The organism is Streptomyces griseofuscus (genome assembly GCF_014673495.1).
GTDB classification, from domain to species: domain Bacteria; phylum Actinomycetota; class Actinomycetes; order Streptomycetales; family Streptomycetaceae; genus Streptomyces; species Streptomyces murinus.
In genome coordinates this window covers 2,494,258-2,521,174 of record NZ_CP051006.1, presented here as the reverse complement: position 1 = coordinate 2,521,174, position 26,917 = coordinate 2,494,258, and the positions used below count along the sequence as shown (strand labels likewise).

Genomic DNA, 26,917 nt, shown 5'->3' with positions numbered 1-26,917 from the left:
GGTCTGCTCGCGTACCTCTTCCAGGGTCAGCGGGTCACCGGTGCCGCGGTACATGGCGGCCGTGGACAGGCCCGTCAGCCGGCGGACGCCGTCACCGATCGGGGCCGGCCGGGCAGGTCCCGACAGATCCTGCTCACGGGATCCGAGCCGCCGGGGCCCGTCCCTCTGCGCGGTTGATCGGACACGTGCCGCTCCCGCGCCCGCCCCGGCCGAGCACCCGGCCCGCGCACCCCACCCCTGCCCCGTCTCCACCCGTGGGTGGAGGCCCGCCCTCCAAGATCTCCACCTGTGATCCACCCCGGCTCCGATCTCCCGACCTGCGAATTTCCGTAAATTCGAAGCGTCGGGCAGCGCTCGCTCCCGGCGAACGACTTCTCGCTCACGGAGGATCTGATGGTGGGGCTCGCCAACGCGCTGGTGATCGTGGCCGTCGTCGCGCTCGTGCTGGTACGGCAGTTCCGCGCACGCCCGATCGACACGGACCGCCGCTGGTGGCTGCTGCCGCTGATCCTCGGGGTCATAGCGCTGCGCGAGCCCGGCATTCTCGACGCCCACCACCGCGTCGGGTCCGCCGCACTGCTCGCTGTGGAACTCCTCATCGGCCTGGCCATGGGTGCGGGCTGGGCCTGGACCACCCACGTCTGGACCGAGCCGGACGGCGTGGTGTGGAGCAAGGGCACCAAGGCGAGCGCCGCCGTCTGGATCGCCGGCATCGCCCTGCGCATGGGCCTCTTCGCCATCGGTGCCGCCCTCGGCCTGCACCAGCACAGCTCCGCCCTGCTCCTCGGCTTCGCCGCATCCCTGCTGGTCCGCGCCGGGATCCTGACCTGGCGGGCGAGCACCCTCGGCGCCCGTACGCCCCTGACCACCCAGCCTCTCGGCGCCACGAGCCGCCCCGCCGCGGCGTACGGTGACGGCAGGCCCGCCGGAGAGGAGCGCCTGTGACCGAGAACGCCTGGACGCGGTGGCCCTCGAAAGAGGCGCTGGGCCGCGCCGGAACCACCCGCCCCCGCCGCCTGCTCGCCTGGGCCGTCAGGGTTCTGGTGATCGCCCTGCTGCTGTGGGGCGCGTACAACCAGAAGCATGTCGGCGTCTGGACCGCGGTCGCCGCCCTCGCGGGCGTCGTCGCCGCCGGATTCCTCGGCTGGGCCTTCTTCCGCACCACCTACCAGCATCGGCTGCTCCCCTCCCTGCTCCTGCTGGCGGCGCTCATGGGCATCGCGGTCGCCGCCGAGGCCACGGGATTCAGGGCACTGGCCCTCGTCCTGTGGTGCGGTTGCGGGATCACCGCCCTGGAGCGGCTTCCGCTCGCGGCCGCGACCCCGGTGACCTCGGCGGGCCTCGCCGCGTACTCCGCCTTCAACAACGACGTCTGGCTGACCACCGCCGCCTCGGTCGCGGGCATGGCCCTCGCCGGGTACGTCCTGCGGCTGGACGCGGAGGCCCGCGGCAACGCACAGCGGCTGCTCGACCAGGAGCGGGCCGCGAGAGTCGCCGAGGCCGAGTCCGCGGCACTCGCCGAGCGGGCCAGAATCGCCCGGGAGATCCACGACGTGCTGGCCCACAGCCTCTCCGCGCAACTCGTTCACCTGGAGGCGGCCCGGCTGCTGATCGAGCGGGGCGCCGACCGGGAGCGGATCCTGGAGCGCGTGGTGGCCGCCCGGGGCATGGCCCGCGACGGCCTCGCCGAGACCAGACAGGCACTGTCCGCGCTGCGGGGCGAACTGACGCCGCTGGAGGACTTCCTCGGTGAACTCGTCAGCGGGGCCGAGGGTGCCGCGGTCACCGTCACGGGTGAGCCCAGGCCCCTGCCGGCCGAGGCCTCCCAGGCCGTGCGCCGGGTCGCCCAGGAGGCGTTGACGAACATCCGCAAGCACGCCCAGGGCGCCAAGGTGGACCTGCGTCTCGACTACAGCGATCACCAAGTGACGCTGAATGTGCGGGACTCGGGCGGACGGCCCGGCGATCTCACCTCCTCCGGCGGCGGGTACGGTCTGCTCGGTATGCGCGAGCGCGCCGAACTGCTGGGCGGCTCGCTGGACGCGGGGCCGGACGAGGAGGGGTTCGCGGTGACACTGAAGGTGCCCGTATGACCGAGCCGGAGGTGGAGAAGAAGCCGGCGCGGGTGGTGGTCGCCGACGATCAGACCGTCGTCCGGGAAGGCATCGTGATGCTGCTCGGGCTGCTGCCGGGCGTCGAGGTCATCGGCGCCGCGGGTGACGGCGAGGAGGCGGTGCGGCTGGTCGGGGAGCTCGCCCCGGACGTCGTTCTGATGGACCTCCGGATGCCCCGTTGCGACGGCGTGGAGGCCACCCGGCGGATCCGGGACCAGTACCCCGGCACCCAGGTGGTGGTGCTCACCACGTACGCGGACGACGAGTCGCTGTTCCCCGCGCTGCGGGCCGGTGCCCGGGGGTATCTGACCAAGGACGCGGGCGGCGAGGAGATCGTACGCGCCGTGGAGAGCGTGCTGTCGGGGGAGGCGGGGCTGTCGCCGAGCGTGCAGCGCCGTCTGCTGGAGCGGCTGTCGCAGGCCGAGCCCCAGTCGGCCGCGGTCATGCCCACGCCGCCTGTCCCACCGGATGGGCTGACCGTGCGCGAGACCGAGGTCCTGGTGCTGATCGCCGAGGGACTCAGCAACCAGGAGATCGCCCACAGGCTGCATGTCTCGAACGCGACCGTGAAGACGCACATCAACAACCTGTTCGCGAAGACGGGACTCAAGGACCGGGCGCAGGCGGTGCGTTACGCCTACGCCAAAGGGCTGGTGCGGCCGCCCGGGTGAGGTCACCTGATGGGGTGAAGAGCCCGGAGAAGAAGAGTCACGGAACTTCCGGGTCTGTCCATCCTTGGGCATGCAGTCAAGCGATGATCGTGCCCGGGGAGCGGGGGACGGTCCCGAGCGTTCGGCCGAGAACCGGAGGGACCACGGCGCACCCAGCCGCGAAGTGCGGCACGAGGACCCTTGGTACGACCCGTCGGCCCTGGGCTGGGACGAGCCGTACGGCGCCGGGTCACTCGCGCCGACCGTGCCCCCGGCACGCGGGGAGCCGGACGCGGCGGCAGCGCGCGCCCGCGAGGTGTACGTCGAGGTGCAGCGCAGCGCCGCCTTCCAGGAAGTACGGGGCAGATACCGGCGGTTCGTGGTGCCGGGGGTCGCGGTCTTCCTGAGCTGGTACGTGGCGTACGTGATCGCGGCGACCACCGCTCCGGGGCTGATGGCGAGGCCCGTGGTGGGCGCGGTGAACGTGGCGATGCTCGCGGGGCTGGGGCAGTTCCTCACCACGTTCCTGCTCACCTGGGCCTACACCCGGCACGCGCGGCTGCGGCGGGACCGGGCGGCGCTGGAACTGCGCTGGGACACTCAGGAGTTGACCCGGGAGACGCGGGGAGGTGCCCGGTGACCGGCGATCATCAGACGCTGGCGCTGCTGTTGTTCAGCGGGTTCGTCGCGGTCACCCTCGGGATCACGACATGGGTGAGCCGGCGGCGGCGCGGTTCGGCGGAGGAGTTCTACACGGGCGGGCGGCTGTTCTCCCCCATGGAGAATGGTTTTGCCATCACGGGCGACTACATCTCGGCGGCCTCCTTCCTGGGCGTCACCGGGCTCATCGCGCTGTACGGCTACGACGGGCTGCTGTATGTGGTCGGCTTTCTCGTGGCGTGGCTGGTGGTGCTGTTCCTGGTCGCCGAACTGGTGCGCAACTGCGGGCGGTTCACCCTGGCCGACGTGGTGGCCGCGCGGATGAGCGAGCGCCCGGTGCGGATCGCGGCGGGCACCTCGTCGGTCGTGGTGTCCGTGCTGTACCTGGTGGCGCAGATGGTCGGCGCCGGCAGCCTGGTGGCGCTGCTGCTGGGGCGCACCAGCGGGGCGGCCCAGGCGTGGACGGTCATCGGGGTCGGCGCCCTGATGGTGATCTATGTGTCGCTGGGCGGGATGCGGGCCACCACCTGGATCCAGATCGTCAAGGCGGTGCTGCTGCTCGGCGGGACGATCGCGCTGACCGTGCTCCTGCTGCTGCGATTCCATGGCGATGTCGACCAGTTGCTGGTGACGGCCGCGCGGCGCAGCGGCCACGGGGACGCCTTTCTGGCGCCCGGCCTGAAGTACGGCGGGAGCTGGACCGCCCGCCTCGACTTCATCAGCCTCGGCCTCGCTCTGGTGCTGGGCACCGCGGGGCTGCCGCACATCCTGTCCCGCTTCTACACGGTGCCGACCGCACGCGCCGCGCGCCGTTCCGCGGTGTGGGCGATCGGTCTGATCGGCGGGTTCTATCTGCTGACGATCGTCCTCGGGTTCGGCGCGGCGGCGGTCGTGGGCCCGGGAGCCCTGCGTGCCTCGAACGCGGCCGGGAACACCGCGATGCCCCTGCTCGCCCTCGACCTGGGCGGCGGGGCGGGCTCCACCGGAGGAACGGTTCTGTTCGCGGTGGTCGCCGCCGTCGCCTTCGCCACGATCCTCGCGGTGGTCGCCGGCATCACCCTCGCCTCCTCCGCCTCCGTGGCCCACGACCTGTACGCCTGTCTCCGGCGCTCGCGCGGCGGACAGAAGGGCGGGGTGCGGGGCGAGGTGGCCGCGGCGCGGATCGCCGCCGTCGGGATCGGTGTCGTGGCGATCGCGCTCGGACTGCTGGCCCGGGACCTCAACGTCGCCTACCTGGTCGGAGTCGCCTTCGCGGTCGCCGCGTCGGCGAACCTGCCGGTGCTGATGTACTCGCTGTTCTGGCGCGGCTTCACCACCCGTGGCGCGGTGTGGGCCGTGTACGGCGGACTGGTCCCGGCACTCGGGCTCGTACTGCTCTCCCCGGTGGTGTCCGGCTGCCGCGGCTCGCTGTTCCCCGGCGTCGACTTCCAGTACTTCCCGTTGCAGAACCCGGGCATCGTCTCCATCCCGCTCGGCTTTCTCGCCGGCTGGCTGGGCACGGTCACCTCGGACGAGACGCCGGACGAGGCCAAGTACGCCGAGACCGAGGTGCGCTCCCTCACCGGGGCCGGGGCCGCCTAACGTTGCCGTGCGGCCACCGTCACGGCGCCACCCATGCGTACCGGTGCTCCGGGCGCCCGGTGTCGCCGTACTTCAGGGAGAGCCGCAGGCGGCCGGCCTGTTCCAGATGGCGGAGGTAGCGCTGGGCCGTGGAGCGGCTCAGGCCGGTGCGGGCGGCGACCTCGTGGGCGGAGAGCGGATGGTCGGCGCCGTACAGCACGTCGCATATCAGGTCCGTCGTGGGCGCGGTGTGGCCGCTCGGCAGTCCGGGCGCGGATGGGGCGGGAGCGGTACGCAGCGCCCCGAAGATCCGGTCCACCTGTTCCTGGCCCGCCACACCCCGGCCGCCCACCCGGTCGACGGTGCGGCGCAGCGCGGCGTAGGAGTCGAGACGGGTGCGCAGTGCGGCGAAGGTGAACGGCTTCACCAGATAGTGCAGGGCGCCCAGGCGCATCGCCTGCTGGACGGTGGCGACATCACCGGCCGCCGTGATCATGATGACGTCCGCGCCATGGCCCTGTTCCCGCATCCGGTGGACGAGTTCCAGGCCGGTGCGGTCCGGCAGATAGTGGTCGAGCAGCACCAGATCGATGGCGCCGCGCTCCACGGCGGCCAGTGCCTGGGCGGCACTGTGCGCGCGGGCGGCCACCCGGAACCCCGGAACCTTTCCCACGTATTTGGCGTTTATCTCAGCGACGCGGAAGTCGTCGTCGACCACCAGGACGTCAATCATCAGGCCTCTCCTTCAAGGCCGGCGGGCGTCCGGCCCGCCTGTGCGGCTCCGCAGTTGTAGCGCGAGCAAAAAGAGCACAACAGGTTCTTGCGAGCAAAAGAACGCCTTGTGCACACAAGACTGCTGCTCGTACAGGGGCGGACCTACCGTCCCGGGTCATGAGCGCACACACCGGCCCCGCCATCGAGCTGCGGGGCGCGAGCAAGACCTTCAGAACCCCGTCAGGGGGACTGCACACGGCCGTGCGCGGTCTGGATCTCACCGTGGGACGCGGTGAGTTCGTGGCCGTCGTGGGGCCGACCGGCTGCGGCAAGTCCACCACGCTGACGCTGGTCAGCGGGCTGGAGGAGCCCACCGAGGGTGAGGTGATGGTGGCCGGGGAGCCGGTCGGCGGTGTCGGCGACAAGGTCGGCTTCGTCTTCCAGCAGGACGCCACCTTCCCCTGGCGCACCGTGCTGTCGAACGTCATGGCGGGCCCCCGCTTCCGGGGCGTCCCCAAGGCGGAGGCCCGGCAGAAGGCCCGCGAGTGGCTGGCCCGGGTCGGGCTCGCCGCCTTCGAGGACCGCTACCCGCACCAGCTCTCCGGCGGCCAGCGCAAGCGCGTCGCCCTCGCCGCCACCTTCGTCAACGACCCCGAGATCCTGCTGATGGACGAGCCGTTCTCGGCGCTCGACGTGCAGACCCGGGCGCTGATGTCGGACGAGCTGCTGGAGCTGTGGGAGGGCACCGGCGCCTCGGTCGTCTTCGTCACCCACGACCTGGAGGAGTCCATCGCGCTGGCCGACAAGGTCGTCGTGATGACCGCCGGGCCCGCGACCGTCAAGCAGGTCTTCGAGATCGATCTGCCCCGGCCGCGCAAGGTCGAGGCGGTGCGCCTCCAGCCACGGTTCATCGAGATCTACCGGGAGATCTGGGAGTCGCTCGGCGAAGAGGTCCGCATCACCCGCGAGAGGGGTGCCGCCCATGTCGCCTGAGGTTCTCGACACCCCGGTCGCCGGCACCGCCAAGACCCCCGACCGCGCGCAGAGCCGCGCCCGGGCCGCCCGCCGCCGCAAGCTCCTCGTCAACACCGCGCGGGTGGTGCTCCTGGTCGCCGTGCTCGGTCTGTGGGAGGCGCTGTCCCGGGCGAAGGTCATCGATCCGTTCAACTTCTCGATGCCCTCCAAGATCTGGGACCAGATCGCCACGTGGATGATGCACGGCACCGCGCTAGGCTCCCTGGGCGAGCAGGTCTGGTACACGCTCTACGAGGCCCTGCTCGGCTGGCTCGTGGGTGTGGTCGCCGGTGTCCTCCTCGGCATCGCACTGGGCCGGATCGGCCTGCTCGCCGAGGTGCTTGGTCCATACATCAAGGTGCTCAACTCGATTCCCCGGATCGTCCTTGCGCCCATCTTCCTGATCTGGTTCGGACTCGGCCCCTCCTCCAAGGTCGCCTCCGCCGTGGTGCTGGTCTTCTTCCCGGTGTTCTTCAACGCCTTCCAGGGCGCCCGCGAGGTGGACCGCAATCTGGTGGCCAACGCCCGCGTCCTGGGCGCGAGCGATCGCAGGGTGACCCTCCAGGTGGTCGTCCCGTCGGCCACCTCCTGGATCTTCACCAGTCTCCATGTCAGCTTCGGCTTCGCGCTGATCGGCGCCATCGTCGGCGAGTACATCGGCGCGACCAAGGGCATCGGCCTGCTCGTCGCGCAGTCGCAGAACACCTTCAACGCCGCCGGTGTGTACGCCGCGATGGTCATCCTCGCCGTCGTCGCCCTCGCCGCAGAGGGCCTGCTCACCTTCGCCGAGCGGCGCATCTTCCGCTGGAAGCCCGCCGGTTCGGACAGCTGACCCACCGGCTCCGGCAGCCGGGCGGCCCGGTCCGGACCACCGGCCGGCCCGCCGCAGGACCAGCCCCCCACACCCTCACCCGCACCGCCCTCTCACAAGGACGTGAACCGTCATGCGCAAGACCGCCAGACACGCCTCCCTGGCCGCCGCCGGCCTGCTCGCCCTGTCCTCGCTCACCGCCTGCGCCAACGACGCGGCCGGTTCCGCGACCGGCTCCGGCGGGGGCGGCGGCAAGGGCGAGAGCGTCAAGATCATGGTCGGCGGCCTCGACAAGGTCATCTACATGCCCGCGATGCTCACCCAGCGCCTCGGCTACTTCCAGGACGAGGGCCTGAACGTCCAGCTCATGTCCGAGCCCGCCGGAGTCCAGGCCGAGACCGCGCTCGTCGCCGGCCAGGTGCAGGGCGCGGTCGGCTTCTACGACCACACCCTCGACCTCCAGGTGAAGGGCAAGTCGGTCGAGTCGGTCGTCCAGTTCTCGCGCGCCCCGGGCGAGGTGGAGGTCGTGTCCGCCAAGGCCGCGGGCGATGTCACCTCGCCCAAGGACTTCAAGGGCCGCAAGCTGGGCGTGACCGGGCTCGGGTCCTCGACCGACTTCCTCACCAAGTACCTGGCGGTCAAGAACGGCGTGGACGTCAGCGAGTTCACGCCGGTCGCGGTGGGCGCGGGACCGACCTTCATCGCGGCGCTCCAGCAGGGCTCGATCGACGGCGGCATGACCACCGACCCGACCGTGGCGACGATCCTCGACAAGAAGGCCGGCAAGATCCTGCTCGACATGCGCACCCCCGAGGGCTCGCAGCAGGCGCTGGGCGGGCCGTACCCGTCGTCAAGTCTGTACATGCAGACGGACTGGGTGAACGGACACAAGGCGACCGTCCAGAAATTGGTCAATGCATTCGTCAAGACGCTCAAGTGGATGTCCACCCACAGCGCCGACGAGATAGCCGCCAAGATGCCCGCCGACTACTCCCAGGGCGACAAGGCGCTCTACACCCAGTCCGTGAAGAGCACCCTGCCGATGTTCACCGACGACGGTGTGATGCCGGAGAACGGTCCCGAGACCGTGGAGAAGGTGCTCAAGGCGTTCAACCCCAACATCAAGAACGCGAACGTCGACCTGAGCAAGACCTACACGACCGAGTTCGCCAAGGCGGTCAAGTAGTACGGCGGGCGATCAAGGTAATCAATTGTTGCGTGCCGTGGGCTCGGGCTGCCGTCCGGGCCCGGGCTCCAGCTCCGGCTCGCCCAGCGCCTCCGGCAGCACCACCGTGAACTCCGCACCGCCCCCGCCCGCGGTGTCCACGGTCGCGCTGCCGCCCTGGCGCTCGGCGAGCCGGCGCACCAGCGACAGCCCGAGCCCCCGCTTGCCGTGCACGGGCGCCCGCTTGGTGGACCACCCCTCGGTGAAGACCAACTCCCGCTGATCCACCGGCACTCCGGGCCCGGTGTCCCGCACCCGGAGCACGACCGTACGCCCCTCGACGCGCAACTCGACCTCCACGCGCGCGTGCGGAGTGCCCGCGACCGCGTCCAGGGCGTTGTCCACCAGGTTGCCGACGACCGTGACCAGCCCCCGCGGGTCGACCAGCCGGTCCGGGAGCCTGCTGCGTTCCGACACCCACAGGGCGACGCCGCGCTCGGCCGCCACCGTCGCCTTGCCGACCAGCAGGGCGGCCAGCAACGGGTCCTGGACCTTCTCGGTGACCTGTTCGGCGGTGACCCGGTGATCCCCGACCACCTCCCCGACGAACTCCACCGCGTCGTCGTACATCTCCAGTTCCAGCAGCCCGAGCAGGGTGTGCATCCGGTTGGCGTGCTCGTGGTCCTGGGCACGCAGGGCGTCGATCAGCCCGCGTGTGGAGTCGAGTTCGCGCCCCAGCTGCTCCAGTTCGGTGCGGTCGCGCAGGGTGGCCACCGCACCGCCGTCGTCGGTGGGCATCCGATTGGCGACCAGCACCCGCCGGCCGCGCACCGTCAGCAGATCGGTGCCGGTCACCCGCCCGGCGAGCACATCGGTCGTACGGCCTTCCCCGAGCGCCTCGTCGGGGGCGCGGCCCACGGCCTCGTCGCCGATGCCCAGCAGCCGCCGCGCCTCGTCGTTGAGCAGCCGGATCCTGCCGCCCCGGTCCAGGGCGACCACGCCCTCACGGATGCCGTGCAGCATCGCCTCGCGCTCCGCGAGCAGCGCCGAGATGTCGGAGAACGCCAGGTCCCGGGTCTGCCGCTGCACCCGGCGGGCGATCAGCCAGGCGGCCAGGGCACCCACCGCGAGAGCGCCGCCCGCGTAGGCGAGCAGCCCCGGGATGACACCGATCAGCCGGGCGCGCACGCTGTCGTAGGCGATGCCGACCGAGACCGCCCCGATCAGGCGGTGGTGGGCGTCGTACAGCGGCACCTTGCCGCGCGCGGAGCGTCCCAGGGTGCCCCGGTCGATCTCCATGACCTCCTTGCCCGCGAGGGCGCCGGAGGGGCTCGTGGACACTATGCGGCCGATCTGCGACGCGGTCGGATGCGACCAGCGCACCCAGTGCCGGTCCAGGACCACGATGTACTCGGCGTGCGTGGCGCGCCGGATCCGCTCGGCCTCCTGCTGCACCGGGCCGTCCTTGGTCGGCGGCGTGGTCAGCAGGCCCTGGGCGATCTGTGGGTCCTGGGCCGTGGTCTCGGCGATGGCCAGCGCGCGGCGCATCGCCTCGTGGTCCAGCTGTTTGCTCAGCGGCGCGAGGAACAGGCCGGTCACCAGCACCGCGACGCCCGCGGCGATGGTCACCTGCATGAGCAGCACCTGCGAGAACACCCGCCGTGGCATACCGAGGCGCAGACGGCGTGCGGAGGGAGTCGGACTCATGGGGGACGACAGTACGGGGTGCGCCCGCCGCGTGGTTCAGCTCGCCAGCGCCGTCGGGCGCAGCTCACGCACCGCGACGACGGTCATCCGCGCCGGTGTGCCGAGCACCGCGGCGCCGCAGCTCTCCGGGCGCGGCGGCAGCGACGCCCCGCGCGCCACGGTGACCCGCCAGCGGCGGCCGTCGGCATGGGCGACGGTCACCGCCCAGCGCGGCGCCGCACCGTCGGTCCGTACGACGCGCAGCACGCCCGCCCGGTACTCGCCCGCCGCCTCACGCACCGCCAGCTCGGCCGCCTGCCCGGGGCGTTCGAAAGCGGAGCAGCCGCGGCACCCGGCGACCGCCACCCGGCCCTCCCGGACGCTGTCCAGGGCCTTCTTGAGGGTGCGCGCGTCGGCGCGGCCGTAGACGTATCCGTACGGCAGCACGAGCACCGTCGGCGCGAAGCGATGTCCACCCAGATGAGTGACCTCCCAGACCCCGTCTTCCCCCGACGCGGCGAGCTCGGTGGCGAGCGGTCGGCCCAGCAGGGCACAGCAGCGGTCGCGCTTGCCGTTGGTGCACACGAGCGCGAGCGGATCGCCGGTGTGCGGGCGCCCGCCGAGCACCGCGTCGAAGGAGCGGTGGTCGCCCGCGCCGAGGGCGCCGAGGTCCAGGTCGAGCAGGTGGCGGGGATCACGGGTGGTGGCCGCGCGCAGCCAGCCGCGGCCCGGCACGGTGTGGGCGGCGTAGACCTGGCGCATCTCGCCGAAGCCGGGGTCCGCGTGGCGGCCGGGGCGCCGGATGAGGGCCACGCGTACCCCGGTGCCCGACGCGGCCGTCTCCAGGGCGCGGCCGACCGCCGGGTCCAGATGGCTCGAAGTGAGCGCTTTGGCGCCCCACGGGCCGGGCTGTTCCAGCAGCAGCCAGGTCGTCGCCGTGGCCGCCGTCGCCGAAACGGGCTCGTCGAGGCTCAGGGAGACGGACGCGCACCTACTCACAGAGGTGAGCCTAACCTGACTCAGGCCAGGGCGACTTCCGGCCGGGGCCGTGCCCCGTCCAGGGCAGGGCGCCGGGCTGCCGGAGGGGTGTGGCTCCCGGTGGGCGAGCCGTGGGGACTCAGTCGGCCTGAGGGAGGGGCTGCGGCGGGCGCGGGCCGACGTAGTGGCCGACGGGGCGCATCCGCAGCGGGCGTTCGCCGTACTCCTCCAGGGCGTGCGCGATCCAGCCCGCGATACGGGCGACGGCGAAGATCGTCTCGCCGGCGGTGGCGGGCATGCCGAAGGAGGAGGTGAACACCGCGAGCGCCAGGTCGACATTGGCGTGCAGCGGGGTGTGCCGGGCGGTCGTGGCGACGATGTCGCGGGCGGCGAGCAGGGCGGGTTCGGCGCGGGGGAGCCGTTCCAGCAGACCGAACAGGACCTGTGCGCGGGGGTCCTCGCCGGTGTAGATGCGGTGGCCGAGCCCGGGGACGCGGCGGCCGGCGCGCAGTTCGTCGGCGATCACCGGGCCCGCGTTGCCCAGTTCGAGCACGTCCAGCAGCATCCGGTGGGCCAGCCCGCTGCTGGCGCCGTGCAGCGGGCCCTCCAGGACGCCGAGCCCGGCCGAGACGGTCGCGTAGGCGTGCGCCCGCGCGGAGGCGGCGACCCGGACCGCGAGCGTGGAGGCGGCCAGGTCGTGATCGGCGAGCAGGACCAGCGCGGCGTCCAGTACGCGCACGGCGTCCTCGTCCGCCGGGCGGGCGGTCAGCCGGGACCACAGGCGGTGGGCGAGCGGCGCGTCGCCCCCCGGGTCGTGCGCGATCGGCGGCAGGGCGTCGACGAGCGTGGGGATGAGCACGCGCGCCGTGTTCAGGACGGCCTCTTCGGACAGGTCGAAGCGCAGCGGGTCCTCGGCCGCCGCGGCGATCGTCGCGACCCGCAGCCGGTCGATGGGGGAGGTGTGCTCGGGCAGCGCCTCCACGGCCCAGCGGGCGGCGCGCACGGTCGCCTCGGGTGCGGTGAAGGCCGTACCGGGGACGAGCCGGCCGGTCCACAGCCACTCGGCGACCTCCTCGTAGGAGTGCCGGGCGGCCAGTTCGGTGGCGTCGACGCCCCGGTAGTAGTACCGGTCGGCCTCGATCAGGGTGATCCGGGTGCGCACCGAGAGATCGCCGCCGGAGCCCGGGATCCCGGCGCTCTCACGGCGGTTACGCCGGGCCAGGTCCTCCACCTCGCGCGCCTCGAAGGTGCTGGCACGGCCGCCGGGCTCGCGCTTGCTGCTCAGCAGGCCGCGGCTGACATACGCGTAGACGGTCTCGGGCTTCACACCGAGCAGTTCGGCGGTCTCCTTGGTGGTCAGCCTTCGCCCCGTGCGGTTGGGGGCGGATTCGTGATCGCGCATGAGGGTCACCGTAGCGGTCTCTGCACATCTTGATGGCCAACCTCTTTATATTGATTCAATCAATATTGACAGGTTTTACGTCAAGAGTGGACAGTCGGATCAAGCTCAGAGAGGACAATCATGGCCATCAACAGGACCGCAACGCCCCTCGTCGACGTCCCCCGCGGTCTCGCCGGTGTCGTCGTCACCGAGACGGAGATCGGCGACGTACGGGGGCAGGAGGGCTTCTACCACTACCGGCAGTACTCCGCCGTCGACCTCGCCGCCACTCGCCGTTTCGAGGACGTCTGGCACCTGCTCGTGCACGGCACCCTGCCGGACGCCGAGCGTGCTGCCGCCTTCGCCGCCGAGACCGCGGCGCTGCGGCGGCTGCCCGAGGAGGTCCGGGCGAGCCTGCCCGCGATCGCCGCCGCGAGCCGCGTCTCCGGTCCGCTGGCCGGACTGCGCACCGGGCTGTCCCTGCTGGGCGCGGCACGGGGATTCCGGCCGCTGTACGACCTGGACGCCGACCGGCGCCGCGCCGACACGCTCGCCGCCTGCGCCGCCGTACCCACGTTGCTCACCGCGCTGTACCGGCTGGGGCGGGGGCTTGAGCCCGTGGAGCCGCGGGAGGACCTGCCGCACGCCGCCAACTACCTGTACATGTTGACCGGTTCGGTGCCCGATCCACGCCGAGCGCGGGCGGTCGAGCAATACTTGATCTCCACCATTGATCACGGATTCAATGCATCAACCTTTACGGCCCGGGTCATCGCGTCCACCGGGGCCGACGCGGCGGCCTGTCTCACCGGTGCCGTGGGCGCACTGTCCGGTCCGTTGCACGGAGGGGCGCCCAGCCGGGCCCTGGACACACTGGACGAGATCGGCACGCCTGACCGTGTCGATGCCTGGATCCGGGAACGGGTGCTGGCCGGCGAGCGGATCATGGGCTTTGGACACGCCGTCTACCGCACGGAGGACCCGCGTTCGCGGATGCTCCGGGAGATCGCCCTCGGCTTCGGGGGCCCCCGGGTGGAGTTCGCGGTGGAGGTCGAACGCCGGGTCGAAGCCGTCCTCGCCGAGCTGAAGCCCGGCCGTGAACTCCACACCAACGTCGAGTTCTACGCCGGGGTGGTCATGGAACTGTGCGGCCTGCCCCGGGAGATGTTCACCCCGACCTTCGCGGCGGGCCGGGTGGTGGGCTGGAGCGCCAACATCCTGGAACAGGCCGCCGACTCGAAGATCATCCGCCCGGCGGCGCGGTATGTGGGGCCGGAACCGGCGGTGTGACGGGCCGACCACCCCAGCGGGCCGTGCGCCTCGCCGGGCCGACCCCCTCGCCGGGTCGATCGGGCCGCCCGGGTCCGAGTCCTTCTGCCGGATTCCGGGACCGGGACGCGCCCCGCGCCACCTCGGGCGCCTTCGGCCGCCCCTCCCGCCGCCCGTTCTCACCCCCGAACCCTTTTATCCTGGTCCGCAGCCCGGTCACAGGAGAAAGGTCGCCCCTTGGGGAACAGCTCGGCGCACGAGACGGACGGCGGTCGTCGTCCCCATCAGCAGATTCCGGTCGTCGTCCTGGCCGGGTTTCTCGGCTCGGGGAAGACCACGCTCCTCAATCACCTGCTGCACCGCAGCGCGGGCAGCAGGATCGGGGCGATCGTCAATGACTTCGGCGCCATAGAGATCGACGCGCTGGCCGTCGCGGGTGCCCTCGGCGACTCCACCGTCTCCCTCGGCAACGGCTGCCTGTGCTGTGCCGTGGACGCCGGTGAACTCGACGTCTACCTGGGCAAGCTCGCCGCGCCCGAGGCCGGTGTCGATGTGATCGTCATCGAGGCCAGCGGACTCGCCGAACCCCAGGAACTGGTGCGGATGGTGCTCGCCAGCGAGCATCCCGGCATCGTGTACGGCGGTCTGGTCGAGGTCGTGGACGCCGCCGAGTTCGACGACACGCGCGCGCGGCACCCCGAGATCGACCGGCATCTCGCCCTCGCCGACCTGGCCGTCGTCAACAAGCTGGACCGGGCCGCGGACCCCGAACGGGTGCTCGCTCTGGTGGGGTCGCTGACCGACCGGGCCGCCGTCGTGCCCGCCACCTACGGGCGCGTCGACCCCGAGTTCCTCTTCGACTGCCGGCCGAGCGAGGAACGCATCGGCCAGCTGTCCTTCGACGATCTGCACGACCAGGGCGACGACGACGGCACGGACGGCCTCGGCGGCAACGGCCACGCAGGACACCTGCACACCGGCTACGACAGCCTGTCCTTCGTCTCCGGCGTCCCTCTGGACCCGCGCCGTCTGATGCGGTTCCTGGACAGCCGGCCCGAGGGGCTGTACCGGATCAAGGGACATGTCGACCTCGGCCCCAACGACCTCCGCAACCGGTACACCATGCACGCCGTCGGCCGGTTCCTGCGCTTCTACCCCGAGCCCTGGGCGCCCGCCGAAGAACGCCGCACCCAGCTGGTGCTGATCGGCTCCGGCATCGACACCGAGGCGCTCGGCACGGAACTGAAGGGCTGCGAGAGCGACGCCCCGCACGCCGACGAGCACGGCATGTGGGGCGTCCTGCGCTACGTACAGGGCTCCGAGGACGAACCCGACCCGGAGCCCTACGGCGGCTAGCTAGAAGACCGGCCCCGCGACCACCGACACCGTCTTCGGCAGCGAGGTGCCGGAGCCGTCCCGGCGCGGGTCCGGTTCCGGCAGCTCGGCCGGGGTGCCGTTCTTCTGCGCCGCGCGCGCGGGCACCGGGCCCGTCCAGGCCAGCGCCAGACAGTCCTCGCCCTTCAGGAACCGCTGGCAGCGCACGCCGCCGGTGGCCCGGCCCTTGCGCGGGTACTGGTCGAACGGCGTCAGCTTGGCCGTCGTCTGCACCGAGTCGTCCAGGGTGCCGCGTGAGCCGGCCACCGTGAAGACCACGGCGTCGGCGGCCGGGTCGACCGCCGTGAAGCAGATGACCTTCGCGCCCTCGGTGAGCTTGATGCCCGCCATACCGCCCGCCGGGCGGCCCTGCGGACGCACGATCGAGGACTGGAAGCGCAGCAGCTGCGCGTCGTCCGTGATGAAGACCAGGTCCTCCTCGCCGGTGCGCAGCTCCACCGCGCCGACGATCCGGTCGCCCTCCTTGAGCGTGATGACCTCCAACTCGCCCTTGTTGGACGGGTAGTCGGGCACCACGCGCTTGACCACACCCTGCTCGGTGCCGAGCGCGAGGCCGGGGGAGGACTCGTCCAGCGTGGTCAGGCAGACCACGCTCTCGTCGTCCTCCAGGGACACGAACTCCGCGAGCGGCGCGCCGCCGGAGAGGTTCGGCGCGCCCGTCGCCTCGGGCAGTTGCGGCAGGTCGACCACATTGATCCGCAGCAGCCGGCCCGTCGAGGTCACCGCGCCGATCTCACCGCGCGCCGTCGCCGGCACCGCCGAGATGATCACGTCGTGCTTGACCCGCTTGCCGCCCGCCTGGTCGGGGAACGGCTCGGCGGTCGCCGTACGCGCCAGCAGCCCCGTGGAGGACAGCAGCACCCGGCACGGGTCGTCGGCCACCTGGAGCGGCACAACCGCCGCGGGGGCGCCGCCGGCCTCCAGCAGGACGGTGCGCCGGTCGGTGCCGAACTTCTTGGCCACGGCGGCCAGTTCGGCCGAGACCAGCTTGCGCAGCTCCTGGTCGGAGTCCAGGATCCGGGTCAGCTCCGCGATCTCCTCGGTGAGCTTGTCCTTCTCCGCCTCCAGCTCGATGCGGTCGTACTTGGTGAGCCGGCGCAGCGGCGTGTCGAGGATGTACTGCGTCTGCACCTCGCTCAGCGAGAAGCGCCCCATCAGGCGCTCCTTGGCCTGCGCGGAGTTGTCGCTGGACCGGATCAGCCGGATGACCTCGTCGATGTCGACCAGGGCGGTCAGCAGACCCTCGACCAGGTGCAGCCGGTCGCTCTTCTTGCTGCGGCGGAACTCGCTGCGCCGCCGCACCACGTTGAAGCGGTGATCGAGGTAGACCTCGAGGAGTTCCTTCAGACCCAGGGTGAGCGGCTGGCCGTCCACCAGGGCCACGTTGTTGATGCCGAAGGACTCCTCCATCGGCGTCAGCTTGTAGAGCTGCTCCAGGATGGCCTCGGGCACGAAGCCGTTCTTGATCTCGATGACCAGGCGCAGTCCGTGCTCGCGGTCGGTGAGGTCCTTGACGTCGGCGATGCCCTGGACCTTCTTCGCGTTGACCAGGTCCTTGATCTTCGCGATGACCTTCTCCGGGCCCACCGCGAACGGCAGTTCGGTGACCACCAGGCCCTTGCGGCGGGCGGTCACGGGCTCGACCGAGACCGTCGCGCGCATCTTGAAGGTGCCGCGGCCGGTCGCGTACGCGTCCCGGATGCCGTCCAGGCCGACGATCCGGCCGCCGGTGGGCAGGTCCGGGCCGGGGACGTGCTTCATCAGCGCGTCCAGGTCCGCGTTCGGGTTCCTGACCAGATGGCGGGCGGCGGCCACGACCTCGCGCAGATTGTGCGGCGGCATGTTGGTCGCCATGCCGACCGCGATGCCCGAGGAGCCGTTGACCAGCAGGTTCGGGAAGGCGGCGGGCAGGGCGACCGGCTCCTGCTCCTGGCCGTCGTAGTTCGGCGTGAAGTCGACCGTGTCCTCGTCGATGGACTCGGTCATCAGGCTGGTGGCCTCGGCCATCCGGCACTCGGTGTAGCGCATGGCGGCCGGCGGGTCGTCGTTGCCCAGCGAGCCGAAGTTGCCGTGGCCGTCGACCAGCGGCAGCCGCATGGAGAAGGGCTGGGCCATGCGCACCAGGGCGTCGTAGATCGACGCGTCGCCGTGCGGGTGGAGCTTGCCCATGACCTCGCCCACGACACGCGCGCACTTCACATAGCCGCGTTCGGGGCGCAGGCCCATTTCGTTCATCTGATAGACGATCCGGCGGTGCACCGGCTTGAGGCCGTCACGAGCGTCCGGCAGGGCGCGCGAGTAGATGACCGAGTACGCGTACTCGAGGTAGGAGCCACGCATCTCGTCCACGACGTCGATGTCGAGGATCTTCTCCTCGTACGAATCGTCGGGCGGCGGGGTCTTCGTGCTGCGGCGGGCCATCGCTGCCGGCTCCTCCTGATCTGGTCGCTCGCCTTCGGGGCGCGCACCCTTCGGCTCGCTCGTGCTGAAGCGTCTGACGGATCTGTCGCGGACCATTGTGGACCGGGGCACTGACAACCCGGACCGCCGCCCCGGACGATCACCGTGATCCGGGTGCGAGGCAGGCTACGCGATCCGCTGTCGGCGTACGTGCCGCGGGAACTTCGCCGGGGCCTCGCACGCTTTGCATACAGTGGCAGGAACGGCAGGAAGAACGCGGTTTTCACAACCGCCTCCGCTCGCGAAGGGACGTACATGCCCATGGGTCACACGACCACAGCCCAGGCAGGCTCCGGGGGCCTGACAGCGACCGAGCATCGCCTGGCCAACGGTCTGCGCGTGGTGCTCTCCGAGGACCACCTGACCCCCGTGGCGGCGGTCTGCCTCTGGTACGACGTCGGCTCCCGCCACGAGGTCGAGGGGCGCACCGGCCTGGCCCACCTCTTCGAGCACCTGATGTTCCAGGGTTCCGGGCAGGTCAAGGGCAACGGCCACTTCGAACTGGTGCAGGGCGCCGGCGGCTCGCTCAACGGCACCACCAGCTTCGAGCGCACCAACTACTTCGAGACCATGCCCGCCCACCAGCTGGAGCTCGCGCTCTGGCTTGAGGCCGACCGCATGGGCTCGCTGCTGACCGCGCTGGACGACGAGTCCATGGAGAACCAGCGCGACGTCGTCAAGAACGAGCGCCGCCAGCGCTACGACAACGTCCCCTACGGCACCGCGTTCGAGAAGCTGACCGCCCTGTCGTACCCCGAGGGCCACCCCTACCACCACACGCCGATCGGCTCGATGGCGGACCTGGACGCGGCCACCCTGGAGGACGCCCGCCAGTTCTTCCGCACCTATTACGCGCCGAACAACGCGGTGCTCTCCGTGGTCGGCGACATCGACCCCGAGCAGACCCTCGCCTGGATCGAGAAGTACTTCGGCTCCATCCCGGGCCATGACGGCAAGTCCGCGCCCCGCGACGGCTCCCTGCCGGAGGTCATCGGCGAGCAGCTGCGCGAGGTCGTCGTCGAGGAGGTCCCGGCGCGCGCCCTGATGGCCGCCTACCGGCTGCCGCAGGACGGCACGCGCGACTGCGACGCGGCCGACCTCGCCCTGACCGTCCTCGGCGGCGGCGAGTCCTCGCGGCTGTACAACCGGCTGGTGCGGCGCGACCGTACGGCCGTCGCGGCCGGCTTCGGGCTGCTGCGGCTGGCCGGGGCGCCCTCCATGGGCTGGCTGGACGTGAAGACCTCCGGCGATGTCGAGGTGCCGGTCATCGAGACCGCCATCGACGAGGAGCTGGCCCGGTTCGCCGAGGAGGGCCCCACCGCGGAGGAGATGGAGCGCGCCCAGGCCCAGTTGGAGCGCGAGTGGCTGGACCGGCTCGGCACCGTCGCGGGCCGCGCCGACGAACTGTGCCGCTACGCCGTCCTGTTCGGCGACCCGCAGCTCGCCCTGAACGCCGTGCAGCGCATCCTGGAGGTCACCCCCGAGGAGGTCCGGGAGGTCGCCAAGGCCCGGCTGCGCCCCGACAACCGCGCCGTCCTGGTCTACGAACCGAAGTCCCCGCAGGCCGTCGAGGACGCCGATGTGCCGGAGGACCCGGAGTCGGAGGCCACCGTAGAGGCCGGAAACGAGAACGAGGAGACGGCCAAGTGACCGAGCAGCTCGCCACCATGGACTTCCACCCGCAGCCGCAGGCCGGTGAGGCGAAGCCGTGGGCCTTCCCGGCCCCCGAGCGCGGCGCGCTCGACAACGGCCTGACCGTGCTGCGCTGCCACCGTCCCGGCCAGCAGGTCGTCGCCGTCGAGGTGCTCCTGGACGCCCCCCTGGACGCCGAGCCGACCGGCCTGGACGGCGTCGCGACCATCATGGCGCGCGCCTTCTCCGAGGGCACCGACAAGCACTCCGCCGAGGAGTTCGCCGCCGAGCTGGAGCGCGCGGGCGCCACCCTGGACGCCCACGCGGACCACCCCGGCGTCCGGATCAGCCTGGAGGTCCCCGCCTCGCGCCTGGCCAAGGGTCTCGGCCTCGTCGCCGACGCGCTGCGGGCCCCCGCCTTCGCCGAGAGCGAGATCGAGCGGCTGGTCCGCAACCGCCTGGACGAGATCCCGCATGAGCTGGCCAGCCCGGCCCGCCGCGCCGCCAAGGAGCTCTCCAAGGAGCTGTTCCCGGCGACTTCGCGCATGTCCCGGCCGCGCCAGGGCACCGAGGAGACCGTCGAGAAGATCGACGCGGCCGCCGTACGCGCCTTCTACGACCGCCACGTGCGCCCCGCCACCGCCACCGCGGTCGTGGTCGGCGACCTCACCGGCATCGACCTGGACGCGCTGCTCGGCGAGACCCTGGGCGCCTGGGCCGGCACCCCGGGCGAACCCCGCCCCGTGCCCGCGGTCACGGCCGACGACACCGGGCGTGTCGTCATCGTGGACCGGCCCGGCGCCGTCCAGACGCAGCTGCTCATCGGCCGGGTCGGCTCGGACCGGCACGACCGGGTGTGGCCCGCCCAGGTACTCGGCACCTACTGCCTCGGCGGCACCCTGACCTCCCGCCTGGACCGCGTCCTGCGCGAGGAGAAGGGCTACACCTACGGTGTGCGCGCGTTCGGTCAGGTGCTCCGCTCCGGACCCGACGGCAACGGCGCCTCCATGCTGGCCATCAGCGGCTCCGTGGACACGCCCAACACCGGCCCCGCGCTCGACGACCTGTGGAAGGTGCTGCGCACCCTCGCGGCGGAGGGCCTGACCGACGCCGAGCGGGACGTCGCCGTACAGAACCTGGTCGGGGTCGCGCCGCTGAAGTACGAGACCGCGGCGGCCGTCGCGGGCACGCTCGCCGACCAGGTGGAGCAGCATCTGCCCGACGACTTCCAGGCGACGCTCTACCGGCAGTTGGCCGCGACGGGCACCGTGGAGGCCACCGCGGCGGCCGTCAACGCCTTCCCGGTGGACCGTCTGGTGACGGTTCTCGTGGGTGACGCCTCGGAGATCAAGGCGCCGGTGGAGGCGCTGGGCATCGGCGAGGTCACCGTGGTGGCGGCCGAGTAACCGCGCACCCGGACGGCCCCCTTACGGGTGGGGCCCTGACGGCCCACGGGCCGTCAGGGCCCCACTTTGTTCCACTCTCTCCACAAGATGTCCGAATTGAGGCGGAGGTTGCCCGTCTGCCCTGTGGGATGCGCTACAAAAGCCGCGTTCTGTTTGAGGATTGAGAGCCGGTCCGCTTAGCGTCGTCCGGGTTGTCCGTCGGGCAGTGCGCCGCAGCCGCGGCACCGGACAGCCATCGCCGAGTCCCCGAGACGCGAGTCAGGGGAGCCGGGGACCCACATGTCCCTGGGGTGAATCGGGCGTCCGTGCGCGAGCGCGGGGCCCGTAGGAGACCTTCCTGCTCCGAACCCGTCAGCTAACCCGGTAGGCGAGAGGGAAGGAAAGGAACAGCCACACGCATGGCGTTCATATGCGCCACCGGGAAGCACCGCAAGCCCGGCCGGGTCAAGCGCGCCACCGCCCAGGCGGCCGGCGTCGCGGCCCTGACGACCACCGGTGTCATCGGCACCCTCGCCGCGTCCCCGGCGCTCGCCGCCGAGCACACCGTCGAGCAGACCGGCCTCACCCCGGTGCTCACCGCCAGCGACGACCTCGCCGAGCACATCGACGCCCAGGCCGTCGCCCAGCAGCGGATCGCCGAGCACGAGGCGGCCGAGAAGGCCGCCGCGGTGCGCGCCAAGGAGGCCCGTGCGGCCAAGGCCCGCGCCGCCCGCGAGGCCGAGCGCAAGCGGCTGAACGCCTTCGTGGCGCCGATCGCGCACTCCTACGTGTCCACCGGTTACAAGGCCAGCAGCTCTCTGTGGTCCTCCGGCTCCCACACCGGCATCGACTTCCACGCCATGACCGGCACCCCCGTGCATGCGGTCGGCGTCGGCACCGTCGTCTCCACCGGCTGGGGCGGGGCGTACGGCAACCAGATCGTGCTCCGCATGGCCGACGGCATGTACACCCAGTACGGCCATCTGTCGTCCATCGGTGTCACGGTGGGCCAGCAGGTCACCGCGGGCCAGCAGATCGGCCTGTCCGGCGCGACCGGCAATGCCACCGGCCCGCATCTGCACTTCGAGGCGCGCAGCGGCCCCGACTACGGCTCCGACGTCGACCCCCTCGCCTACCTCCGCGGCCACGGCGTGAACGTCTGACCGACCCGCACGGCATCGAAAGCCCTGGCCCACCCGGCCGGGGCTTTCGCCATTCCCCGGCGGTTCTCGCCGGATCCTGTCCAAAAAATATCCATGGTTCGGGGCCCGCCATCGGAAATTACGGCGCGGTGGAATAGAGTCACGGAAAAACGCGTCCGTCGTCGGTGTCGTGTCGCGGGTATTAAGGCGGAGGTCGGTCATGCGTATTCCGGCGCAATCGGTGTGCACGGCGATCCGGGACGACATCGTCGCCGGCGCCCTCGAACGCGGCGGCCGCCTCACCGAGGAGGTGCTCGCCCGCCGCTACGGCGTCTCCCGCGTCCCCGTGCGCGAGGCCCTGCGCACCTTGGAGGCGGAGGGCTTCGTGGTGACCCGCCGGCACGCGGGCGCGTGCGTGGCCGAGCCGACCGAGCAGGAGGCCGCCGACCTGCTGGAGATGCGCCTGCTGCTGGAGCCGCTCGGTGCCGCGCGCGCCGCCCGGCGCCGTACCGAGGCCCATCTGAAGGTGCTGCGCGGACTGGTCCGGCTGGGCCAGGAGCGCGCCAGGCGGGGCGGCAGCGAGGATCTCCGCGCCCTGGACGGCTGGTTCCACGAGACGCTGGCCCAGTCCTGCGGCAGCCCCTCGCTGACCTCGGCACTCGTCCAGCTGCGCCACAAGATCGCCTGGATGTACACGGTGGACACCCCGCCCGACGTGGTCGGGACCTGGGCGGAGCACGGCGCGATCGTGGACGCGGTGGCCCGCGGCGACGGCGAGCGCGCCCGCGCGGTGACCGCGCTGCACACCGAGCGGGCGACGGCGGCGCACCGGCTGCGCGTCCCCGGGGCCGCGCCGCGCACGCGGACTTCGCAACATGTCGTAAACATGTCCGGTGCGGGGAATTAACACCGGTGCCGTATACAAAGTGGGCGGGATATTCGACGGCCGTGTATTTCCGGATGCCCTGAATTCCCGTGAACGGGTCACGGTGAATGCCGGCCGCGACCAATACGGTGGCGCGCCGAAAACGCGGAAGCCGCGCCACCCACTGAGGATGGCGCGGCTTCTCGATATCCCGCTCGGATCGTCCCGGGTCCGCGCGGACGGACCCGGATCCCGCTCAGACCGTCTCGGGCAGCTCTTCCAGGCCCTCGGCGACCAGCTTGGCCAGCCGGTCCAGGGCGGCGTCCGCGCCCTCGGCATCGGAGGCGAGCACGATCTCCTCGCCGCCCTGGGCGCCCAGGCCCAGAACGCCCAGCATGGAGGCCGCGTTGACCGGGGTGCCACCGGCCTTGCAGATCGTCACCGGGATGCCTGCGGCCGTGGCGGCCCGGACGAAGATGGAGGCGGGGCGGGCGTGAAGACCCTCGGCCCAGCCGACGTTGACGCGGCGCTCAGCCATGTGTTGCTGCCCTTCACTGTTCAGGGTTGTCTAGACCAGTGTTCCATATCGTGAAGCGTGCCAGAAGAGGGGCTGCGCACCCCCTCCGCCGTGCTCCACAGAGTGCCCCGCGCCGTTGTCGTACGCGAGCCGTACGCTGGGGCCCATGCGAACCTCGGCGGAACCGCGGAGCCGGTACGAGTATCCCGCGCACTGGGAGGCGGACGTGGTGCTGCGGGACGGAGGGACCGCCCGCATCCGGCCCATCACCGTCGACGACGCCGACCGCCTGGTCCACTTCTACGAGCAGGTCTCGGACGAGTCCAAGTACTACCGTTTCTTTGCCCCTTACCCCCGGCTCTCCGCCAAGGACGTCCACCGCTTCACGCACCACGACTTCGTGGACCGGGTGGGCCTCGCGGCCACCGTGGGCGGCGAGTTCATCGCGACCGTGCGCTACGACCGCATCGGGGCCGGCGGCGCGCCCGCGTCCGGACCCGCCGACGAGGCGGAAGTCGCCTTCTTGGTACAGGACGCCCACCAGGGCAGGGGAGTCGCCTCCGCCCTCCTCGAGCACATCGCGGCCGTCGCCCGGGAGCGGGGCATCCGCCGCTTCGCCGCCGAGGTACTGCCCGCCAACAACAAGATGATCAAGGTGTTCACGGACGCCGGGTACACCCAGAAGCGCAGCTTCGAGGACGGCGTCGTACGCCTGGAACTGGATCTCGAACCCACGGACCGCGCCCTCGCCGTGCAGTACGCGCGCGAGCAGCGCGCCGAGGCACGCTCGGTGCAGCGGCTGCTCGCGCCCGGCTCCGTCGCTGTCATCGGCGTCGGCCGCGCGCCCGGCGGGGTCGGCCGCAGCGTCCTCGCCAACATCCGCGACGCCGGGTACGAGGGCCCGCTGTACGCCGTGAACAAGGCGTTCCCCGAGGACCTGACCGAGGTCGACGGGGTGGCCGCGTACCGCTGTGTGCGGGACGTCGAAGGACCGGTGGACCTCGCCGTCGTCGCCGTACCGGCCGAGTACGTGCCCGCGGTGGTCGCCGAGTGCGGGGAACACGGCGTCCAGGGGCTCGTCGTGCTCAGCGCCGGGTACGCCGAGAGCGGCCCCGAGGGCAAGGAGCGGCAGCGGGCGCTGGTGCAGAAGGCGCGCGCCTACGGCATGCGGATCATCGGGCCCAACGCGTTCGGCGTCATCAACACCGCCGCGGACGTACGGCTGAACGCCTCCCTCGCCCCCGAGATGCCGCGCCCCGGCCGCATCGGCATGTTCGCCCAGTCCGGCGCCATCGGCATCGCGCTGCTGTCCCGGCTGCACCGGCGCGGCGGCGGGGTCACCGGGACCACCGGCGTCTCCACGTTCGTCTCCGCGGGCAACCGGGCGGACGTGTCCGGCAACGATGTCCTCCAGTACTGGTACGAGGACCCGGACACCGACGTCGTCCTCATGTACCTGGAGACCATCGGCAACCCGCGCAAGTTCACCCGGCTCGCCCGGCGGACGGCGGCGGCCAAGCCGCTGGTCGTGGTGCAGGGCACCGGCACGGCCCCGCAGGGACACGCGGTGCGCGCCACGCGGCTGCCGCACGCGACCGTCTCCGCGCTGCTGCGCCAGGCCGGGGTGATCCGGGTCGACACCATCACGGAACTGGTCGACGCCGGGCTGCTGCTCGCCCGGCAGCCGCTGCCCGCCGGACCCCGGGTGGCGATCCTCGGGAACTCCGAGTCGCTGGGCGTGCTGACGTACGACCGGTGCCTGGCCGAGGGGCTGCGGCCGGCGCGCCCGCTCGATCTGACGACCGGTGCCACGCCGGAGGACTTCCACCGGGCGCTGAGCGCCGCGCTGGCCGACGACACGAACGACTCCGTCGTGGTGACGGCGATACCCGCGATCGGCGAGGCGTCACCGGGGGACGCGGAGCTGGCCGAGGCCCTGCGGTCGGCAGCCGCAGGGGTACCGGGCAAGCCGGTGCTGGTGGTGCATGTGGAGTTGGGCGGGCTGGCTGAGGCGTTGTCGGCGGCGGCGAGTACGGCACCGGCCGCGGTGCGGGCAGCCGGTGCCGAGAGGGCACCCGGCCCCGAAAAGACGCCCGGCGCTGGTGGCGGCGCCGGTGACGGTGCCCACCCGCTCCGCCCTGCGGAACGTCCGCCCACCGCGGCGGCGGACCGGGCGCCTGCCTCGGAAGCCCCCCGCCTCATCCCCGCCTACCCCGCCGCCGAACGTGCCGTACGCGCGCTCGCCGAAGCGGTGCGGTACGGGCAGTGGCGGCGGGAGGCGGCCGAGCCCGGAAGGGTGCCGGAGTACGAGGACATCGACGAGAAGGGGGCCGCGCGGCTGATCGGGGAGCTGCTGGAGCGCGGGGAGGGGCTCACGATCTCGGACGCGCAGACCTGCGAGCTGCTCGCGAAGTACGGCATCCGGGTGCGCCGCGCGCTCCCCGCGCCCACCCCCGACGACGCCGTGGCGGCCGCCCGCACCCTGGGCTACCCGGTGGCCCTGAAGGCGACCGCCCCGCACCTGCGGCACCGCGCCGACCTGGGCGGCGTCCGCCTCGACCTGGCGGACGAGGAGCAACTGCGCCGGGCGTACACGGAGTTGAGCGAGCTGTTCGGCAAGCCGGAGGAGCTGCGCCCGGTGGTGCAGGGGATGGCACCCCGGGGCGTCGACACCGTCGTACGGACCGTGATCGACCCGGCGGCCGGAGCCGTGCTGTCCTTCGGTCTCGCCGGCGCGGCCTCCCAGCTGCTGGACGACACGGCGCACCGGCTGATCCCGGTCACCGACCGGGAGGCGACCTCCCTGGTGCGCGCGATCCGCACCGCGCCCCTGCTGTTCGGCTGGCGCGGCTCCACCCCCGTCGACACCCCCGCCCTGGAGGAACTGCTGCTGCGGGTATCCCGTCTGGTCGACGACCACCCCGAGGTGGTCGCCGTCACCCTGGAGCCCGTCGTCGTGGCCCCGCACGGCGCGAACGTCCTCGGCGCCACCGTCCGCCTCGCGCCCCCGCCCGCCCGCGACGACCACGGCCCGCGCACCATGCCGGCCTACTGAGCGGCGCCCGATGGAGATCGCCGGGCAGCGGCTCCCCGAGGGCAGCTGGTGGGATTGGGAGGTGACCGGCTGGGACGCGGGGGCACTGCGGCTGGCCGCCGATCACGACCTCACGCACCACCACGCCCTGGAAGTGGTCTTCGTCGCACCCGCCCTGGTGTCCTGCCCGCCCGCCTTCCAGGACCCGGTCTTCCGCGCGCCGGCCGCCGAGGAGGCCGAGCGCCTGGCCCAAAGCCTCGGGGAGCGGCCGCCCGTCCTGGTCGCGTTCGAGGCGGACGCCGGTGGATCTGAACCCGTGTCCTGTCTGATCGCCGCCGAGCGGGTGGAGATCAGACACGGGCAGGTCCCGAGGAACACGCGGCCGCCGGACCCGCGGACGCCCGGTTCCGGCGCCCCTGACGCGCCCGGAGCCACCGCCGGCGGCCCGCCCCGTTGGCCCGGAGTGCCCCTGTCCACGGACTAGG

The 26,917-nt window shown here is 72.1% G+C and carries 22 protein-coding genes and 1 riboswitch; of the genes, 16 read left to right on the top strand and 6 right to left on the bottom strand.

All coding sequences use genetic code 11. The features are described from left to right. Positions 1-393 precede the first annotated feature (393 nt). The 5 genes from HEP81_RS11005 (at position 394) to HEP81_RS10985 (ending at position 5,005) form a co-directional block, all read left to right on the top strand. A complete protein-coding gene (locus tag HEP81_RS11005) occupies positions 394-945 on the top strand; it encodes a DUF1453 family protein (RefSeq protein WP_037654107.1) in 552 nt (183 codons plus the stop codon). Next, a complete protein-coding gene (locus HEP81_RS11000; protein ID WP_037654109.1) occupies positions 942-2,093 on the top strand; it encodes a sensor histidine kinase in 1,152 nt (383 codons plus the stop codon). Before HEP81_RS11005 ends, HEP81_RS11000 begins: the two co-directional genes overlap by 4 nt. Continuing rightward, positions 2,090-2,785: a response regulator transcription factor gene (locus tag HEP81_RS10995; RefSeq protein WP_037654111.1), complete on the top strand. Its 696-nt coding sequence runs from the start codon at positions 2,090-2,092 to the stop codon at positions 2,783-2,785. Before HEP81_RS11000 ends, HEP81_RS10995 begins: the two co-directional genes overlap by 4 nt. A 70-nt stretch (positions 2,786-2,855) precedes the next feature. After that, complete coding sequence (locus HEP81_RS10990) at positions 2,856-3,404, top strand: DUF485 domain-containing protein (protein WP_078967282.1); 549 nt, start codon at positions 2,856-2,858, stop codon at positions 3,402-3,404. Next, positions 3,401-5,005, top strand: coding sequence for a solute symporter family protein (locus HEP81_RS10985; protein ID WP_037654115.1), 1,605 nt, complete (start codon positions 3,401-3,403; stop codon positions 5,003-5,005). Before HEP81_RS10990 ends, HEP81_RS10985 begins: the two co-directional genes overlap by 4 nt. A gap of 19 nt (positions 5,006-5,024) precedes the next feature. Here HEP81_RS10985 and HEP81_RS10980 read toward each other — a convergent pair whose 3' ends face one another. Continuing rightward, complete coding sequence (locus tag HEP81_RS10980; protein ID WP_037654117.1) at positions 5,025-5,717, bottom strand: response regulator; 693 nt, start codon at positions 5,715-5,717, stop codon at positions 5,025-5,027. 158 nt (positions 5,718-5,875) lie between these two features. Between HEP81_RS10980 and HEP81_RS10975 the strand changes: the two genes are divergently transcribed. The 3 genes from HEP81_RS10975 (at position 5,876) to HEP81_RS10965 (ending at position 8,709) form a co-directional block, all read left to right on the top strand. Continuing rightward, a complete protein-coding gene (locus tag HEP81_RS10975; protein WP_037654120.1) occupies positions 5,876-6,691 on the top strand; it encodes an ABC transporter ATP-binding protein in 816 nt (271 codons plus the stop codon). Further along, a complete protein-coding gene (locus HEP81_RS10970; RefSeq protein WP_037654121.1) occupies positions 6,681-7,544 on the top strand; it encodes an ABC transporter permease in 864 nt (287 codons plus the stop codon). Before HEP81_RS10975 ends, HEP81_RS10970 begins: the two co-directional genes overlap by 11 nt. Before the next feature lie 112 nt (positions 7,545-7,656). Beyond that, complete coding sequence (locus tag HEP81_RS10965) at positions 7,657-8,709, top strand: ABC transporter substrate-binding protein (protein ID WP_037654123.1); 1,053 nt, start codon at positions 7,657-7,659, stop codon at positions 8,707-8,709. 21 nt (positions 8,710-8,730) lie between these two features. On the opposite strand, the gene HEP81_RS10960 is transcribed toward HEP81_RS10965, so the two are convergent. The 3 genes from HEP81_RS10960 to HEP81_RS10950 form a co-directional block, all read right to left on the bottom strand. Then, positions 8,731-10,395, bottom strand: coding sequence for an ATP-binding protein (locus HEP81_RS10960; RefSeq protein WP_190275980.1), 1,665 nt, complete (start codon positions 10,393-10,395; stop codon positions 8,731-8,733). Positions 10,396-10,431: 36 nt separating this feature from the next. Beyond that, on the bottom strand, positions 10,432-11,373 hold the full coding sequence (locus HEP81_RS10955) for a sucrase ferredoxin (protein WP_037654125.1): 942 nt from the start codon (positions 11,371-11,373) through the stop codon (positions 10,432-10,434). A 118-nt stretch (positions 11,374-11,491) separates the two neighbouring features. Further along, positions 11,492-12,754, bottom strand: coding sequence for a citrate synthase (locus HEP81_RS10950; protein WP_037654127.1), 1,263 nt, complete (start codon positions 12,752-12,754; stop codon positions 11,492-11,494). Positions 12,755-12,874: 120 nt separating this feature from the next. Here HEP81_RS10950 and HEP81_RS10945 point away from each other — a divergent pair, with 120 nt between their 5' ends. Both HEP81_RS10945 and HEP81_RS10940 read left to right on the top strand, forming a co-directional pair. Then, entirely contained in the window at positions 12,875-14,023 is a 1,149-nt protein-coding gene (locus tag HEP81_RS10945; RefSeq protein WP_037654129.1) for a citrate synthase/methylcitrate synthase, read from the top strand. Positions 14,024-14,239: 216 nt separating this feature from the next. Next, positions 14,240-15,358, top strand: coding sequence for a CobW family GTP-binding protein (locus HEP81_RS10940; protein ID WP_037654131.1), 1,119 nt, complete (start codon positions 14,240-14,242; stop codon positions 15,356-15,358). On the opposite strand, the gene HEP81_RS10935 is transcribed toward HEP81_RS10940, so the two are convergent. Further along, the gene (locus tag HEP81_RS10935) at positions 15,359-17,818 is read right to left on the bottom strand and encodes a DNA gyrase/topoisomerase IV subunit A (protein WP_037654134.1); all 2,460 of its coding nucleotides are present in this window, start codon (positions 17,816-17,818) and stop codon (positions 15,359-15,361) included. Between the two features lie 294 nt (positions 17,819-18,112). Between HEP81_RS10935 and HEP81_RS10930 the strand changes: the two genes are divergently transcribed. The 4 genes from HEP81_RS10930 (at position 18,113) to HEP81_RS10915 (ending at position 22,923) form a co-directional block, all read left to right on the top strand. Continuing rightward, positions 18,113-19,507 carry a M16 family metallopeptidase gene (locus HEP81_RS10930; RefSeq protein WP_037654137.1) on the top strand — a complete coding sequence of 465 codons (1,395 nt, stop codon included), beginning with the start codon at positions 18,113-18,115 and terminating at the stop codon, positions 19,505-19,507. A gap of 17 nt (positions 19,508-19,524) precedes the next feature. Further along, on the top strand, positions 19,525-20,895 hold the full coding sequence (locus HEP81_RS10925; RefSeq protein ID WP_037654360.1) for a M16 family metallopeptidase: 1,371 nt from the start codon (positions 19,525-19,527) through the stop codon (positions 20,893-20,895). A 226-nt stretch (positions 20,896-21,121) separates the two neighbouring features. Beyond that, positions 21,122-21,280, top strand: a riboswitch (cyclic di-AMP (ydaO/yuaA leader). A gap of 13 nt (positions 21,281-21,293) precedes the next feature. Further along, complete coding sequence (locus tag HEP81_RS10920) at positions 21,294-22,037, top strand: M23 family metallopeptidase (protein ID WP_037654139.1); 744 nt, start codon at positions 21,294-21,296, stop codon at positions 22,035-22,037. 199 nt (positions 22,038-22,236) lie between these two features. Next, the gene (locus HEP81_RS10915) at positions 22,237-22,923 is read left to right on the top strand and encodes a GntR family transcriptional regulator (protein ID WP_037654140.1); all 687 of its coding nucleotides are present in this window, start codon (positions 22,237-22,239) and stop codon (positions 22,921-22,923) included. Positions 22,924-23,137: 214 nt separating this feature from the next. On the opposite strand, the gene HEP81_RS10910 is transcribed toward HEP81_RS10915, so the two are convergent. Then, positions 23,138-23,419 (bottom strand): HPr family phosphocarrier protein, encoded by a 282-nt coding sequence (locus tag HEP81_RS10910; protein ID WP_037654141.1) that lies wholly within the window; start codon positions 23,417-23,419, stop codon positions 23,138-23,140. Between the two features lie 145 nt (positions 23,420-23,564). Here HEP81_RS10910 and HEP81_RS10905 point away from each other — a divergent pair, with 145 nt between their 5' ends. Beyond that, positions 23,565-26,453 (top strand): bifunctional acetate--CoA ligase family protein/GNAT family N-acetyltransferase, encoded by a 2,889-nt coding sequence (locus HEP81_RS10905; RefSeq protein WP_172636840.1) that lies wholly within the window; start codon positions 23,565-23,567, stop codon positions 26,451-26,453. A 10-nt stretch (positions 26,454-26,463) separates the two neighbouring features. After that, a complete protein-coding gene (locus tag HEP81_RS10900; protein WP_051850074.1) occupies positions 26,464-26,916 on the top strand; it encodes a hypothetical protein in 453 nt (150 codons plus the stop codon). The last annotated feature ends 1 nt before the right edge of the window (position 26,917 follow it).